13 protein-coding genes are annotated in these 16,021 nt (G+C 71.1%); 4 read left to right on the forward strand and 9 right to left on the reverse strand.

Features of this window, described 5'->3' with window-relative positions; genetic code table 11:
• Window positions 1–37: 37 nt before the first annotated feature.
• Window positions 38–697, forward strand: coding sequence for a DUF429 domain-containing protein (locus GEV27_RS12680; RefSeq protein WP_194944198.1), 660 nt, complete (start codon window positions 38–40; stop codon window positions 695–697).
• Here GEV27_RS12680 and GEV27_RS12685 read toward each other — a convergent pair.
• The 3 genes from GEV27_RS12685 to GEV27_RS12695 are packed head-to-tail and all read right to left on the reverse strand — an operon-like array spanning window position 694 to window position 4,515.
• Entirely contained in the window at window positions 694–1,926 is a 1,233-nt protein-coding gene (locus tag GEV27_RS12685) for a VOC family protein (RefSeq protein WP_309222223.1), read from the reverse strand. The two genes, GEV27_RS12680 and GEV27_RS12685, sit on opposite strands and share 4 nt — an antisense overlap.
• On the reverse strand, window positions 1,923–3,428 hold the full coding sequence (locus tag GEV27_RS12690; RefSeq protein ID WP_309222224.1) for an aldehyde dehydrogenase family protein: 1,506 nt from the start codon (window positions 3,426–3,428) through the stop codon (window positions 1,923–1,925). The genes GEV27_RS12685 and GEV27_RS12690 overlap by 4 nt, the downstream gene beginning before the upstream one ends.
• Window positions 3,429–3,432: 4 nt before the next feature.
• Window positions 3,433–4,515, reverse strand: a complete 1,083-nt coding sequence (locus GEV27_RS12695) for a saccharopine dehydrogenase family protein (protein ID WP_208431029.1) — start codon at window positions 4,513–4,515, stop codon at window positions 3,433–3,435.
• A 201-nt stretch (window positions 4,516–4,716) separates the two neighbouring features.
• Between GEV27_RS12695 and GEV27_RS12700 the strand changes: the two genes are divergently transcribed.
• Window positions 4,717–5,910 carry an MFS transporter gene (locus GEV27_RS12700; RefSeq protein ID WP_153934539.1) on the forward strand — a complete coding sequence of 398 codons (1,194 nt, stop codon included), beginning with the start codon at window positions 4,717–4,719 and terminating at the stop codon, window positions 5,908–5,910.
• Here GEV27_RS12700 and leuA read toward each other — a convergent pair.
• Together leuA and GEV27_RS12710 are read right to left on the reverse strand one after the other, a co-directional pair.
• Window positions 5,907–7,652, reverse strand: coding sequence for a 2-isopropylmalate synthase (gene leuA / locus GEV27_RS12705; protein ID WP_153934541.1), 1,746 nt, complete (start codon window positions 7,650–7,652; stop codon window positions 5,907–5,909). The two genes, GEV27_RS12700 and leuA, sit on opposite strands and share 4 nt — an antisense overlap.
• 162 nt (window positions 7,653–7,814) lie before the next feature.
• Window positions 7,815–8,462, reverse strand: a complete 648-nt coding sequence (locus tag GEV27_RS12710) for a hypothetical protein (RefSeq protein ID WP_153934543.1) — start codon at window positions 8,460–8,462, stop codon at window positions 7,815–7,817.
• A gap of 54 nt (window positions 8,463–8,516) precedes the next feature.
• Here GEV27_RS12710 and GEV27_RS12715 point away from each other — a divergent pair, with 54 nt between their 5' ends.
• Complete coding sequence (locus GEV27_RS12715; RefSeq protein WP_153934545.1) at window positions 8,517–9,506, forward strand: glutathione S-transferase family protein; 990 nt, start codon at window positions 8,517–8,519, stop codon at window positions 9,504–9,506.
• A 7-nt stretch (window positions 9,507–9,513) separates the two neighbouring features.
• On the opposite strand, the gene GEV27_RS12720 is transcribed toward GEV27_RS12715, so the two are convergent.
• The 4 genes from GEV27_RS12720 to GEV27_RS12735 form a co-directional block, all read right to left on the reverse strand.
• On the reverse strand, window positions 9,514–11,727 hold the full coding sequence (locus GEV27_RS12720) for a DUF3488 and transglutaminase-like domain-containing protein (protein WP_153934547.1): 2,214 nt from the start codon (window positions 11,725–11,727) through the stop codon (window positions 9,514–9,516).
• Window positions 11,714–12,928: a DUF58 domain-containing protein gene (locus tag GEV27_RS12725; RefSeq protein WP_194839975.1), complete on the reverse strand. Its 1,215-nt coding sequence runs from the start codon at window positions 12,926–12,928 to the stop codon at window positions 11,714–11,716. Before GEV27_RS12725 ends, GEV27_RS12720 begins: the two co-directional genes overlap by 14 nt.
• 49 nt (window positions 12,929–12,977) lie before the next feature.
• Window positions 12,978–13,916 carry a MoxR family ATPase gene (locus GEV27_RS12730; protein WP_153652169.1) on the reverse strand — a complete coding sequence of 313 codons (939 nt, stop codon included), beginning with the start codon at window positions 13,914–13,916 and terminating at the stop codon, window positions 12,978–12,980.
• A 72-nt stretch (window positions 13,917–13,988) separates the two neighbouring features.
• Entirely contained in the window at window positions 13,989–15,407 is a 1,419-nt protein-coding gene (locus tag GEV27_RS12735) for a bifunctional 2-polyprenyl-6-hydroxyphenol methylase/3-demethylubiquinol 3-O-methyltransferase UbiG (protein ID WP_153934549.1), read from the reverse strand.
• 100 nt (window positions 15,408–15,507) lie between these two features.
• Here GEV27_RS12735 and GEV27_RS12740 point away from each other — a divergent pair, with 100 nt between their 5' ends.
• Window positions 15,508–15,990 (forward strand): flavodoxin family protein, encoded by a 483-nt coding sequence (locus GEV27_RS12740; protein ID WP_153934551.1) that lies wholly within the window; start codon window positions 15,508–15,510, stop codon window positions 15,988–15,990.
• The last annotated feature ends 31 nt before the right edge of the window (window positions 15,991–16,021 follow it).

Consider the following 16,021-nt stretch of genomic DNA (forward strand, 5'->3'; position numbering starts at 1 on the left):
CCGGCCACCGACAGAATCCACTGGCAGGATCGTCCTCATGGCGGTGCTCGGGGTGGACGGATGCAGGCTCGGATGGGTGGGCGTCCGGTGGGACGAGGACGCCACCGAGGTCGTGGTCGCGCCGACGATTGCCGAGCTCGTGGCCGCGGCCGGCGACGTCGCCGCCGTCGCGATCGACATCCCGATCGGCCTGCCGACAGCCGAGCCACGTACGGCGGAGAAGCTGGCCCGGCGACAGCTGCCGGGCCGCGCATCGACGGTCTTCAACGCCCCGGCCCGGGCGGTGCTCGACCAGCCGGACTACCACGCCGCGAACAGCGCGAACCGGGCCGCGCTCGGCCTGGGGCTCAGCAAGCAGACCTGGTACCTCGTGCCGAAGATCCGCGACGTCCACGAGTGGCTGACGACCCGGCCGACGATGCCGGTCGTCGAGGCGCACCCGGAGGTCTGCTTCGCGGCGATGAACGGCGCGGTCCTGGTGGACGGCAAGACGACCGCGGCCGGCGAGGCGCACCGACGACGGCTGCTGGCCGACCACGGTCTGGCCGTCGAGGCACACGCACGCCGGGGCGTCGCGGTCGACGACGTGCTCGACGCGGCCGCCACGGCATGGACCGCTCGCCGGCTCCTCCTCGGGCAGGCCGAGCGGCTGCCACCGGAGCCCCGCGACCAGCTCTCCCCCGCGATCTGGTGCTAGCCTACCGCTCCCGCGGCGCGCTCCGCGTCGTAGAGCGCGTACGGGTCGTGGAGCTCACGGCCGAGGACGGCCTGGAGCCAGCCCGCGTCACGAGCCGCGCCCTCGCGCGTCGCGTCCACGCTGCCGTCGCTCGTGAGGTTGGAGGCGAAGATGCCGGCCGCCGACTTGGGCAGGAAGTCCTCGTACACGATCGGCGCCAGCGCGCCGCTCGGGTCGCGCACGAAGTAGGCCAGGTCGCGCGCGTCCAGCTCCTCGTCCGTCGCCGGGAACGCGTCGATGCCCTGACTGTCGTAGAGATCGCGCCCCTTGGGCGTCAGGGCGACGCCCCGTGCCTCGACCTCGCCGAACCGGACCCGCAGCTCGCCGGTCGACAGCGACCCGTCGGCGTCGCGGAACGTCCGCGGCTCGGCCAGCGCACGAAATGACGTCTGCCGCAGCAGGACGTCGGGCTTGTCGGTGCGGGGAGGCCCCTGGATCCGATCGATCATCTCGATCCCGCGATCGGTCATGCGCGCGTAGAGCGCGTCGATGTCCAGCACGCGCGGGGTGAGGTGGTTGATGTGGGTCGAGGCGACGCCCCCGATGTCGGCCGCGACGCTCGAGACGGCCTCGAGCCGCGCGTACCAGGCTCGGTCGACCGGCTCGGGCGACAGCTCGAACGCCGCGGTGGCCAGCTCGATGAAACGATCCGCGTCGGTCGGTGACAGCCCGGCCTCGGTCTCGGCACGGTCGGCCAGCTGCAGCAGCTCGTCGGGGAACAGGGTGCGCTCGGCCAGGAAGGTCCGCAGCTCGGCCTCCAGGTCGTCGTCGAAGAAGCGCCGGTCGTCGACCACGAGCAGCGAGGTGAACACCCGGAACGGGTTGGCCGCCAGCTCCGCACGGTCGAGCGGGCGGAACGCGGTCGAGACGACCGGGATCGGCGGGCTCGCCTCGCGCAGGTCGTAGAACCCGACCGGATACATGCCGCACGCGCCGAAGATGCGGGCAACCTGCGCCATCTCCTCGGCCGTCCCGAGCCGGATGGCCCCGTGACGCTCGGCCGTCACGCGCTCGATCGAGCCGAGGCGCTCGGCGTCGTCGCGCGAGGCCATGACGTCGGCATTGACCTGCTCCGACACCTCGACGAGCGTCGTGTACGCGGGCACCTCGGAGCCGTAGAGCTCCGACAGGCTGCGTGCGAACCTCGCGCGCAGCGCCGTCGGAGTCACCCGGTCCTGCGCGTCGCTCACCCGAACTCCACGCCCTGGGCCAGCGGCAGCTCGGTCGAGTAGTTCACCGTGTTGGTCGCGCGACGCATGTAGTTGCGCCAGGCGTCCGATCCGGACTCGCGACCGCCGCCGGTCTCCTTCTCGCCGCCGAACGCACCGCCGATCTCGGCGCCCGAGGTGCCGATGTTGACGTTGGCGATGCCGCAGTCCGAGCCGACGACGGACATGAACGTCTCGGCCTCACGGACGTCGAGGGTGAAGATCGCCGACGACAGACCCTGGGCGACCTCGTTGTGCAGACGCATGGCCTCGTCGAGATCGGTGTACGTCAGGACGTACAGCAGCGGCGCGAAGGTCTCGGCCTTGACGATCTCGGTCTGCTTGGGCATGTCGACGATCGCGGGACGGACGTAGAACCCGTCGCCGTCGACCTCGGCCCGGGTGCCGCCCGTGACGAGCTCGCCCCCGTCGGCCTGCGCCTGGGCGACGGCCTTCTCGAAGCCCGCGTACGCGCTCTCGTCGATCAGCGGCCCGACCAGCGTCGAGGACTCGAGCGGCGAGCCGATCGAGAGCGTCTCGTACGCGGCCCTGAGCCGGGCGACCAGGTCGTCCTTGATCGACTCGTGCACGATCACGCGGCGCAGCGACGTGCACCGCTGGCCGGCCGTGCCAACGGCCGAGAACACGATGCCGCGCACCGCGAGCTCGAGATCGGCCGACGGGGCCACGATCGCGGCGTTGTTGCCGCCGAGCTCGAGCAGCGAGCGCCCCAGCCGGGCGGCCACGCGCGGCGCGACCTCCTTGCCCATGCGGGTCGAGCCGGTGGCCGAGACCAGCGGCACGCGGGGGTCGTCGACCAGCACCTCGCCGACCGTGCGGTCGCCCACGAGGACGGCCGACAGACCCTCCGGCACGCCGGCGCGTCGACCGGCCTCGGCCGCGAGCGCCTGGCAGGCGAGCGCCGTCAGCAGGGTCTTCTCCGACGGCTTCCAGACCACGGCGTCGCCGCAGACGAAGGCGAGAGCGGCGTTCCACGACCACACCGCGACCGGGAAGTTGAACGCCGAGATGACGCCGACGACGCCCAGCGGGTGCCACTGCTCCATCATGCGGTGACCGGGACGCTCCGTGGCGATGGTCAGGCCGTGCAGCTGGCGCGACAGGCCGACGGCCAGGTCGCAGATGTCGATCATCTCCTGCACCTCGCCGAGGCCCTCCGAGACGATCTTGCCCGCCTCGACGGACACGAGCGCGCCAAGATCGTCCTTGTGCTCACGCAGGAGGTTGCCGAGCTCACGGACGTACTGGCCACGCACCGGCGCCGGGACGGTCCGCCACTGCTCGAACGCCTGCTGGGCCCGGCCGATGAGCTCGGACGCCTCGTCGGCGGTGTGCGAGCGGAGCCGACCGAGCTCGCTGCCGTCGATCGGCGACCTGCTGACCAGGTCACCGTCGGCGGTGAAGGGGTCACCCGCCCCGAGGCGCTCGAGGATCTGCTGCGTACGTGTCGCGATGTCCGTCACTGGTTCACACCTTTCCCTGCTCGGCGAAGTGCCGGCCGGCCTGAGTCGAGAACAACGCCTCCAGCGTGATGTCCTCCTGCTTGATGAATCCTGCCCCAGGCAGCACCCCGTCCGCGACCAGCTCGACGACGCTCACCGCGGAGGCGGCCGTCGTCCACGAGATCGCACGCCACGTGCGGCCCGAGATGTCGAGCGGCTTGTAGGCCCGGACGTGGTTCTCACGGAACGGCTTGCCGGCCTTGACGCCCTCGACCGCGGCGTGGATGTAGACCACGTCGTCGTTGACCGGGGGCTTGGAGTCGACCAGCATCTGGCCGACCAGGTCACGGCGCTCGCGCAGGTTGAGCTCGTCGAACAGGAAGTGCATCTGGTCGAAGTGACCGGGATAGCGCAGCGTCTTGTAGTCCAGTCGGCTGACGCGACCCTCGTACGTCTCGCACATCGTGCCGAGGCCGCCGGACGTCAGCGCCGCCTCGAGCTCGATGCCGCCGATGAGCACCCGCTCCTTCTCGGTCATGGCGGGCACCATCTGGCGGTGGCCCTGGCGCAGCACCTCGCAGTCGTTGAGGTACTCGTTGACGACGCCCTCGGGCGACCAGTTGATCGCGTAGCCCAGCAGACCGGTCGGGTTCTGCGGCAGCGCGCCGACCTTGAGCTCGATCGAGCGGATGTCGTCGAACGTCTTCGCGATCGAGGCACCGATGATGCCGATGAGTCCCGGCGCGAGCCCGCACTGCGGCGCGAACGCCGTGGCGGGGCGGTCCGACGCGAGCTCGATGACCCGGTTCGTGGTGGGCACGTCCTCGGTCAGGTCGAAGTAGTGGACCTGCGCGTCGTACGCGGCCTCGGCGACGTCGATGTTGAGGTGGTACGGCAGGCAGGACACGACCGCGTCGACGCCGCGGAGCGAGTCGCGCAGACCGGCGGCGTCCCTGACGTCGAGCGCCTTGACCTCGAAGGCGAGGTCGTCACGGGGGGCTGCGTCGTAGCCGACGACCTTGAAGCCCGACTCGCCGAGCAGGTCGGCGACGAGCTCGCCGACCTTGCCGAGCCCGAACACGGCGACCTGGTTGATGATGCGCGTCACGGAATCCTCCTCACGACTCCGCCGGTCCGGCGGAGCACACCGATGCGCCGGTGGTGACCGGCGTCACAGCGAGCGTACCGCCCACCGGCCGTTGTCTGTGTACCGGCTGGTCGGTACACCAGTGGTGCACCTCACACGGCGCTCGGGACGCGCGCAGGGCACACCGGAGTTGACCCCGTGGTCCCCCTCAGGAGCCCTCCCATGCCTCGACTCGCCGGCGCTCGCGCATTCGCCGTCATCGTGCTGGCCTTCATGGTCACGATGATCGGCACGACGCTGCCGACCCCGCTCTACGGGCTCTACCAGGACGAGATCGGCTTCTCCCTGACCACGATCACGATCGTCTTCGCGACCTACGCGTTCGGGGTCCTGGCGGCACTGCTCCTGTTCGGACGCTGGTCCGACGCGATCGGCCGACGCCCGCTGCTGCTCGCGGGCCTGGCGATCTCCCTCGCGAGCGACCTGGTCTTCCTCGTCGCGGACACCACCTGGCTCCTGCTCGTGGCCCGGGCGGTGTCCGGGATCTCCGCCGGCATCTACGTCGGCGCCGCGACAGCCGCGGTCATCGAGGCCGCCCCCGAGCGGTGGAGGGCCCGCGCACCGCTCCTCGCGACGGTCGCCAACATCGGCGGGCTGGGTCTGGGCCCGGTCGTGGCCGCCACGCTGGTGGACGCCTTCGCGTGGCCCCTGCACCTGACGTTCGTGGTGCACGCGATCGCCGCGCTGCTCGTGCTGGTGCTCCTCACCCAGGTGCCCGAGACCGTCGACGTCGCCAGGGGCACCCGCCCACGCCTGCAGCGTCCGCTCGTCCCGGCCGCGGCACGCACGACGTTCATCGGCGCGGGCATCGCCGGCTTCGCGGGATTCGCCGTCTCGGGTCTGTTCACCGCAGTGTCGCCACGCTTCGTTGCCGAGGCGGTCGACTCCCCCACCCCGCTCGTCTCGGTCTCGGTCGTGTTCGCCCTCTTCGCCGCCTCGGTCGTCGCGCAGGTGCTGCTGCACCGCATGCCCACCGATCCGGGCGTCAACCTGGGGTGCGGCCTGCTGGTCGTGGGTCTCGCGCTCTTCACGACCTCGCTGGTCGAGAGGTCGCTGTGGCTCATGCTCGTCGCCGCGGTGGTCGCGGGTGCCGGCCAGGGCGTCTCGTTCAGCAAGGGCCTCGCGGCGGTGCTCACCCGGGTGGCGGCCCACGAGCGGGCCGGCACGACGTCGGCGTTCTTCGTGGTCGCCTACGTTGCGATCTCGGTGCCGGTCATCGGCAGCGGCATCGCGTCGGACCGCTGGGGCCTCGACGCCACCGGCATCGCGTTCTCGGGTGCGGCCGCCGTGCTGGCCGCGCTGGCGCTGGTGACCCTCGTGGTCGACCAGCGGCGCAGCGCGGCCGCGATCGGCTAGGCCGAGATCGTCTGGGCCGGGATCGTCTGGGCCGCGGCGCGGTTGGCCGCCGAGACGACCGCCCGCAGCGAGGCGGTGACGATGTTCTCGTGGATGCCGACGCCCCACACGGTCTCGCCCGCGACGTCGCACTCGACGTACGCCGCGGCGAATGCGTCACCGCCCGAGGACAGGGCGTGCTCGGAGTAGTCCAGCAGACGGATGTCGGCGCCGGCCTGGCGCAGGCTCTCGATGAAGGCCGCGACCGGGCCGTTGCCCTCGCCCTTGAACTCCTGCACCTCGCCGCGCACCTGCATCTCGACGACCTGCTGGTCGCTGCCGTCGGCCGAGGTGACCGAGCTGTAGGTGATCAACGAGTAGGGAGCCTCGCGCTCGAGGTACTCGCGCTGGAACGCCGCCCAGATCTCGGCCGGCTCGATCTCTCCGGCCTCGCCCTCGGTGAGGCCCTGGACGACCTGGCTGAACTCGATCTGCAGGCGGCGCGGCAGGTCCAGCTGGTGGTCGTTCTTGAGGATGTACGCGACGCCACCCTTGCCGGACTGGCTGTTGACCCGGATGACCGCCTCGTACGACCGGCCCACGTCCTTCGGGTCGATCGGCAGGTAGGGCACCGCCCACGGCATGTCGTCGACGTCGCGGCCCGCGGCCGCGGCGTCGACCGCCATGTGCTCGAAGCCCTTCTTGATCGCGTCCTGGTGCGAGCCACTGAACGCGGTGTAGACCAGGTCGCCGCCGTACGGGTGCCGCTCGGGCACCGGCAGCTCGTTGCAGTACTCGACCGTGCGGCGCACCTCGTCGATGTTGCTGAAGTCGATCTCGGGGTCGATGCCCTGACTGAACATGTTGATGCCCAGCGTCACCAGGCACACGTTGCCCGTGCGCTCGCCGTTGCCGAACAGGCAGCCCTCGATGCGGTCGGCGCCGGCCATGTAGCCCAGCTCGGCCGCCGCGACGCCCGTGCCCCGGTCGTTGTGGGGGTGCAGCGACAAGATGATGCTGTCGCGGCGCGGCAGGTGGCGGTGCATCCACTCGATCGAGTCGGCGTAGACGTTGGGCGTGGCCATCTCGACCGTCGCCGGCAGGTTGATGATCAGCGGCCACTCCGGCGTCGGGTCGATGACGTCGATGACCGCGCTGCAGACCTCGAGCGCGTAGTCCAGCTCGGTGCCCGTGTAGGACTCCGGCGAGTACTCGTAGAAGATCTTCGTGTCGGGGCTGTGGATCTCGGCGTACTTCATGCACAGACGCGCGCCCTGCGTCGCGATGTCGGTGATGCCGTCCTTGTCCAGCCCGAACACGACCCGGCGCTGCAGCGTCGAGGTGGAGTTGTAGAAGTGGACGATGGCCTGCTTGGCACCGACCAGCGACTCGAAGGTGCGGTCGATCAAGGGCTCACGGCACTGCGTCAGCACCTGGATGACCACGTCGTCGGGGATGTGGTCGCCCTCGATGAGCTGGCGGACGAAGTCGTAGTCGGTCTGGCTCGCGCTCGGGAAGCCGACCTCGATCTCCTTGTAGCCCATGCGGACGAGCAGCTGGAACATCGCCAGCTTGCGCGCGGGGGTCATCGGGTCGATCAGGGCCTGGTTGCCGTCGCGCAAGTCGACCGCGCACCAGCGCGGGGCCTTCGTGATGGTCGTCGCGGGCCAGGTGCGGTCCGGCAGGTCGACGGGCACGAACGGCGCGTAGCGCTGGAACGGCATCCCGCTCGGCTGCTGGGGGGTGGAGACGTAGGCGTTCATCGGATTCCTCGGGGTGTTTGTCTGTGATGGTCCGTCAGGGGCTGACGTGCGGCCGGGACGTGACAAACTCCGCGCCGAGGGGTCCGACCTAGAGGACCTCGACGCGGCAGAGAAGAAGCAGGCTCTGGTTCCGCATAGGCCCTGAGGCTATCAGGCCTGGAGTCAGCCCAGGTACGGCCCGCCCAGGACCAGCCACCCGGCGGGCACCACGGCGACGAAGCCGATCGCGAACACCCACCACCCCCGACGCGGGTCGAGCCCGAGCACGGCGGAGCACAGGGCCGCCGTCGCGGCCTGGGCCGCGTAGCCTGCGTACCAGGCTCGCTCGATCACGTCGCGACCCCACCAACTGACGCCCACGTCCTCCAACGATTCCTGGATCGCGCGACCGGTGTACTGATCGCCCCAGGCCACCGCGACCGACGTGAGCTGCAGGGCGAACAGGGCAGCCAGGGCGACCAGGAGCCGCGTCGGCAACCGGTCGGCAGCGGCGTGCCCCCGGCGCCAGAGCAGATAGGCGACCACCGCGATCACGAACGGGAGGATCGAGACGACGTACGCCGCGGTGTACAGCGGCAAGTAGGCCCGGTCCCCGTCCAGCGCCGATGGGGCACCGCTCCCGGCCGCGTCGCCGAGGACCGCGGCCGTGTCCAGGAGGTGCCACACCACGGGCCATCCCGCGAAGATCATGCCGACGACACCTGTCGCCGCGGCGGCGACCAACGTCCGCCGTGCGCGCGGGTCGAACCGCCCGAGGTCGACCGCCCGCTCGAACGTGTCGCTCTCGACCTCCCCCGCCGGCTCCAACACGCAGGTCACCCTAGTCGCCCGGCGCGGTCTGCCCCTGCGATCTACGCTGGCTGCATGAGCAGCCAGTCGAGCATGGGGTCGTACGTCGAGCCGAACAAGGAGTTCGACCGGGACATGAACTACATCCCGGACCGGATCACCCGCGACGGGCGCGATGGCTGGCCCGTCGAGCCGGGGCGCTACCGCCTGATCGTGGCCAAGGCGTGCCCGTGGGCCAACCGCGCGATCATCGTCCGGCGCCTGCTGGGCCTCGAGGACGTCATCTCGATCGGCTACTGCGGTCCCACCCACGACGCCCGCAGCTGGACCTTCGACCTCGACCCCGGCGGTCGCGACCCGGTGCTCGGCATCGAGCGCCTGCAGGAGGCGTACTTCAAGCGGTTCCCCGACTACCCGCGAGGCATCACGGTGCCCGCGATGGTCGACGTGCCGACCGGTCAGGTCGTCACGAACGACTTCCCGTGGATCACCCACGACCTCGCGACCGAGTGGACCGAGCACCACCGCGAGGGCGCCCCCGACCTGTGGCCCGCCGACGTCCGCGACGAGATGGACGACGTCATGAAGCGGATCTTCACCGAGATCAACAACGGGGTCTACCGCTGCGGCTTCGCCGGCACGCAGGAGGCGTACGACTCAGCGTACGAACGCCTGTGGGCGGCGATGGACTGGCTCGAGGAGCGGCTCGCGGACCGCCGCTACCTGATGGGCGACTCGATCACCGAGGCCGACGTGCGGCTGTTCACGACCCTGGCCCGCTTCGACGCGGTCTACCACGGTCATTTCAAGTGCAACCGGCAGAAGCTGACCGAGATGCCGGTGCTGTGGGCGTACGCGCGCGATCTGTTCCAGACCCCGGGTTTCGGCGAGACGATCGACTTCGATCAGATCAAGCAGCACTACTACGTCGTGCAGACCGACATCAACCCGACACAGATCGTGCCGCAGGGCCCCGATCCGGAGGTCTGGCTGACCCCGCACGGACGCGAGGCGCTCGGCGGCCGTCCGTTCGGCGACGGCACCCCGCCCTCACCCGAGCGGTAACGCCTGGTCAGGTGGCCAGCGTGCCCGGCGCGGCGGGCGCCTGGACCGCGACCCGGCCACCGAGCGAGCGGGGCAGGAGGGTCGCTCGGAGCCGATCGACCGGGCTCGCGCCCGCGCGGAGCGAGGAGGCGACCGCGACCAGGTCGGCCGTCTCGTCACCGCCGCCGGCTGCGTCCTTGGCGAAGCGGGTCGCCTCGACCCGCCGGAGCAGCCGGTCGAGCGCGTCGGTGTCGACCCCGTCCCGCTGACGCAGCCGAGCGGCGAAGCCGCGTGGCGTGTCGGCGGCGGAGCCAGGGATCCCGAGATCACGCGCGACGTCCTCGAGCTCACGCCACAACGGCTCGACGGACGTGTGTCCACGCGCCAGCCGCCACCGTCGTCGGAGGCTGCGCACGAGCCAGGGAGCCGCGCCGAGGACCAGGAGGGCCGCGAGCGTCGTGAAGGCGGTGCGCGACGACGTCTTGGACTCGGTGGCCTCGGCTGCGGCCGCCTCCTCGGGCACGTTGTCCTGGCTCCGGTCGCGCGCGGCGGGGGCCGGGGACGCCTCGTCCTCGCTGTCCTCCACCACGGCGGCGGGCTCCTCGAACGCGGTCGAGCTGCCCACGTTGGTGGTCGGGTCGAAGCGCGTCCACCCGACGCCTTGGAAGTAGATCTCGGTCCACGCGTGCAGGTTGTCCGAGGTCGCCTCGTACTCGGTCGAGCCGCCCCGGTCGCCGATCACCGATCCCGGCGCGTAGCCGACCGCGATGCGCGCGGGCATGCCGAGCGCCCGGGCCATGACGGCCATCGAGGACGAGAAGTGCACGCAGTAGCCGGCCTTGACCTCGAGGAACCTGGCGATCACGTCCATGCCGTTGCCGTCGTAGTCCTCGGCCGCGGGCGTGGTCTCGGAGTAGCGGAAGCCGCCGCTCGAGCGGAAGAAGCTCTGCAGCGCCCGTGCGCGGTCGTAGTCGTTGTCCGCGCCCGCCGTGACCTCCTCGGCCGTGTCACGGATGATGCGCGGCAGGTCGTTGGGAAGCTCGACGTATCGGGCCAGCTGGGGGCCGATCGGGGTCTCGATCGCCCGCATCTGCTCGGCCGTCGGCGCGACCTCCAGGCTCTCGACCGAGTACGTCTCCCCGCGGGAGTCGTCCTGCTCCGAGCGCAGGGTGAGGCCGGGGTTGCGGAAGCTCCACTCCCCCTTGAGGCCTCGGACGATCGGCAGCGCCGGGTACGGGACAGGCAGCAGTGAGCTGCGCAGCCCCTTGATCGAGATCGTGGTCCTGATCTGGTCGATCGCGATCTCGTTGTTGATCGGCAGCTGGCCCTCCAGCCGGTCGAAGCGGCCGAACTCGGCGGGCCGCCACGTCTTGCCGGTGAAGTCGCGCAGGGTCGCGACCTTGAGGTACTGCGCGGTGTCCGCGGTGGTCGTGTAGGTCAGCGCCTGGCTGCTGGAGTTGCGACGCAGGTTCTGCCCGAGCTGGAGCATCGGGTTGATGTCGCGCCCGAACACGGCCGGCGGCGGACGTCCCCAGCTCGCGGCCACCGCGCTGACGTCGGGCGACACGACCGGGAAGGCGACCGCTGCGGCGAGCGCACCCGCACCCAGGACCAGCGCGGGTCCCGCCCCGCGGCGTGCGAGGCCCGTGCCGGGCGTGCGGGAGCGCAGCAGCACCAGCCACAGCGCTGCGACGGCCAGGAAGAGCCACAGCGACGGGGTCTCGCCCGAGATCAGCCCCGGGGCAACGAAGACCGCCATCAGAAGCGTGCCGATGAGCGGGGCCGCACGTCTGCTCTGCAGGAGCATGTCCGCGACGATCACGATGAGGCCGAACGACGAGGAGACGACCAGGACGATCGGCTCGGCCGCGCCCACCGGCGCCTGCTCCTCGACGATGATCTCGCGTGCGGACCGGCCGAGATCGGCCAGGGCGCTGAACGTGTCCCCGGTCGGGAGGATCGCGAGCAGGGTGTCGGGGACGAAGATCCACGCGATCGCGATCAGCAGGACCAGAAGGGCCACCGGTGCCACGAACCGGAACCCGAGCCCCCGCAGCAGTGCACACGTGACGCCCGTCATCGCGGCGATCAGCATCGTCGTGACGCGCCAGTCGTTGCCCTCGATGATCGAGCCGTAGCCGCTCAGCAGCAGCAGGAGCGCGACCGCGACGAGCGCGTGGTCGAACCAGATCTCGCCGGTGCTCCTGGCCGGCGTGCGGGGGTGGGGGTCAGCTCGCAGCATCGGCCCTCGCCCCGTCGAAGTGGGTCCACAGCTCGGCCAGATCGTCCTTCGGCTCGTACTCCACGACGTTCCATCGGGCCGCGTCGAGCACGTCGAGCGCCGCGGTCGACGTGCCGACCGCGACGAACGCGAGGACTGACCGCGACGCCCCGAGAGCGGCCGTCCAGTGCCGGGCGCGCTCCGGCGTGAGCCGCCCCAGCACCGCGAACACTGCGCGCTCGGGACTGATGCGCGCGTCGTGGTCGCGCGGCTCGGGCTCCAGCACCGCCAGGTCGACCATCGCGTCCTCGAGGGTGTCCTGCCCCTCCGCGACGACGCGATCGACGGCGTGGCCGCTCGACTGCACCGTGACGACGTAACCCGCCCGGACGAGGTGGGCCGTGACCGAGGCCGCGGCGGCGACGCACCACTCGAACGCGCTGGAGTACTCCCAGTCGTTCCTGCGGTCGCGGGCCGTTCCCTGGCTCGACGGCTCGCAGTCGAGATGGACCGCGGCCCGAGGCGTCATCTGCTGCTCCTCCTGACGCACCATGAGCTGGTCGCGATGCGCGGTGGCCTTCCAGTTGATGCGCTTGAGCGCGTCACCAGGCAGATAGGTGCGCGCGACGACGTCGTCGTCGCCGACACCGGCGTTCTGCGGGGCGGGCCGGGTCGCGCCGTCGGCGCTCGACCCGCGCGGGGTGATGGCCGGCAGGGTGACCAGCCGGGGCAGGACCGTGAGCGGCTCGGCCGTGCCGAACGCGTGACGGCGATAGACCAGGCCGAAGGGGTCGCAGACGTCGACCCGCAGCGGTCCGATCGCGTGCCGCCCCCGCCGCAGGCCCTGCAGGGCGTACGAGAAGGTGACCCGCGACTCGGCGCTGTGGCTCCCGCCGAGGGCCGGCAGGACACCCGAGGCGTCCCCCGAGATGCCGTGCGGGAGATGGTCCTCCCACCGGGCCTCGAGACAGGGCAGCACCGACAGGTTGGTGACCCGCACCGTCGCCCGGGACAGGGCGCCCGGCTGCACGACCTGCGGGCTGAACGACCGCTCGATCCGTACCCGCGAGTGCCCGAGAAGGACGAACGCCGTGGACAGCACGACCAGGCCGAGCAGCAGCCCCGTCACGTACAGCATGGCCGGCAGCGACAGCAGCGGCGCGAGGATGAACGAGATGACCGCACCGACGAGGAAGCCGATGCCGCGTCGGGTCAGGACCACCGACCTCGCCGCTTCGCGCAGCCGACCCTGAGGTCTGTCGCGGGCCATGTCAGCTCGGCTGGACGGTGCCGGCCGGCACGGGCGTCTCGGCCACGATGCGGGCCACGACGTCCTCGACCGAGGCGACCCCGCGCATCGGGATCAGTCGGTGCGGAAGAACCACCTGGACGAGCGCGTCGACGTCGTCGGGCAGGACGAAGTCGCGACCCTGCACGGCGGCGCGCGCCTTGGCCGCCCGCACCAGCTGCAACGTGGCGCGCGGGCTCGCGCCGAGCCGGAGATCGGGATGCACGCGGGTGGCCTGCGCGATCGCGACCGCGTACTGCTCGACCGCCGGTGACACGTAGACCGCGCGGGCCGTCGCGATCATGTGCTGGACGTCGTCGATCGTGGCCACCGCCTCGAGCGCGTCGAACGGATTCTGCGCATCGCGGCCCTGCACCATCGCCAGCTCGGCCGCGGCGTCGGGATAGCCCATCGAGATGCGGGCCATGAACCGATCGCGCTGAGCCTCGGGCAGGGCGTACGTGCCCTCCATCTCGAAGGGGTTCTGCGTCGCGACCACCGAGAACGGGCTGGCGAGCGTGTAGGTCGTCCCGTCGACCGTGACCTGCCGCTCCTCCATCGCCTCGAGCAGGGCTGCCTGGGTCTTGGGCGACGCCCGGTTGATCTCGTCGCCGATCACGATGTTGGCGAACACCGCACCGGGCTTGAACTCGAACTCGCGCTCGACCTGGTTGTAGACCGAGACGCCGGTGATGTCCGACGGGAGCAGGTCGGGCGTGAACTGGATGCGTCGCACCGAACAGCTCACCGAGCGGCCGAGCGCCTTTGCCAACATGGTCTTGCCGACCCCGGGCACGTCCTCGATCAGGAGGTGTCCTTCGGCCAGGACGACCACCAGTGCGGCCTCGGCCGCCTCGCGCTTGCCGGCGAGGACCTTCTCGATGTTGCCGAGGATGGCCCGCGCTACGGTGTCGAACTCCATATGTGATGGTAAGCACATGGAGGCAAACGCGCAGCCAGAAAGTGCGTGCGCCCGACACCACGGGGGCCTCGGCTACGGCAGGTAGGCCGCCCGCAGCTCGAACGTCGCCGATCCCCCAGCACCCAGGCGGGGCCGGACCTCGACGGCGTCCACGTCGAGCATCGCCCCGTACGGCGCGGGCACGAACCCCCTCGACGCCTCCCCCGCACGCAGCCAGACGGCCCGCTTGCCCTCGGCGGGGAGCCGCTCGCTCGGCTTGAACGACCACGACGTGACGCGCGTGGTGCCCGCGTACGCCACGACGTCGAGACGTTCGAGATCGGCACACTCGGTGTAGCCAAGACCCAGGCGGAGCGACTCGATGCCGGCGACGGGGAACCGTACGCCGCCGCCGGTCGAGCGGCAGGTGACCCACGACCCCTGCTGCGGCTCCACCGTGGCCTCGCCGCCACGCGCCGGGACGAACCCCGCCTGCGGCACGTCGACGAAGTGACGCGCGCGGACCAGTGGGGCGGAGGCGTCCACGTCCGGCCGGCGGTCGGCGTCACGGACGCGTGCTGACGGCTCGGGCGATCTCGACGCGACCACGAGCGTCCAGGTGTTCGCGAGCGGCTGGACGTGATGGGCGAAGAGTCCCGCGCCGGCCAGCATGCCCTTCAGCCGCGCCACGTCGAACACCGAGACATGGCCCCACACGTGCTCGAGCCGGCCGTGCAGCGGCACCGAGAACAGCAGGTCCGCGCCCTCGGGAAGGGCGTCCGCGAGGATCCGAAGCGCGAGCTCGGCGTCGTCGACGTGCTCCAGCACCTCGCAGCAGATGACCAGGTTGGCATCGGTCGCCGCGATCTTCTCGGCGGTGAGCGCGAACAGGTCACCCGCCTCGAGCCTGATGTCGGCGTCGGCCAGGCCATTGGTCTCGAGGAGGCGGTAGGACTCCTCCACCCACGTGTCGATGATGTCGATGCCGTGATAGCGGGCGACCTCGCGGCCCTTGATGAGCTGGGCCGCGAGATATCCACGGCCGAACCCCACGTCGAAGACCCGGTCGCCCTTCATCGCAAAATCCATCGTGCGTCGGTAGCGCAGCCGGTTGACCCGGCTCTCCTCGATGTCGACCATCTGGCGGCCCTCGGGGCTCTTCAGCAGCTCGATCGTGTCCCGCGCATAGGCGTCCCACGCCTCCTGCTCGTGCCCGAAGACGTGCTTCGCGGCGTGGGTGCTGATGCGCTCGTACGCGTCCACGAGCAGCCAGCCGGCGTCCACCGCAGCGGCCTCGGCCGGGTCCAGGCCCCGCCGCTCGGGCAGCCCCGCTCCACGTGCCGGACCGTGCGTGAGGCGCACCCAGCGACCCGGCATCGGATCTGTGGAGCGCTTCGCGGCAGGCAGCGCGACGGCCGTCGGGGCCGGGGGCAGCCCCCGCACGAGCACCCGGGCGGCCGTCCTCGCACGGCGCGCACCACGACGAAGGAGGGACCGCGCACCGGATCGCATGTCGCTCACACTAGGGGAAGAAGGGTCTGATTCGAGGGCGAATCAGCTCTCGTGCCACGTGCCGTGCGAGGGCGACCGCGTCAGGGTGCAGGCTGGACCCATGGCTCGTCTGCTCATCGTCCACCACTCGCCCACGCCCACCCTGACGCAGCTCACCGAGGCGGTGGTGGCCGGCGCCCACGACGATGAGGTGCAAGGCGTCGACGTGGTCGTGCGTCCGGCGCTGGAGGCCCGCGCGGACGACGTCCTCAGTGCCGACGGGTACGTCCTCGGCACGAGCGCCAACTTCGGCTACATGAGCGGCGCCCTCAAGCACTTCTTCGACACGATCTTCCTCGAGGTGGGCGGCGCGCTCAGCGATGACGGCTCGGCCGGGCCGACCGGGACCGGGAGGAAGCCGTACGGACTGTGGGTGCACGGCAGGTACGACACGACGGGCGCGGTGCGATCGGTCCAGAGCATCGTCCAGGCACTTCCATGGGCGCAGTCGGCCGACGTGCTCGAGGTGATGGGCGATCCGGGCCAGGACGACCTCGACCGGGCGTACGAGCTGGGCGGCACGCTCGCGGCCCTGCTCACGTGAGCGAGCGTGCTTGACGGCGCGAGGAGGATGA

Origin of the sequence: Aeromicrobium sp. S22, from assembly GCF_009661045.1 — a bacterium.
Taxonomy (GTDB): Bacteria; Actinomycetota; Actinomycetes; order Propionibacteriales; family Nocardioidaceae; genus Aeromicrobium; species Aeromicrobium yanjiei.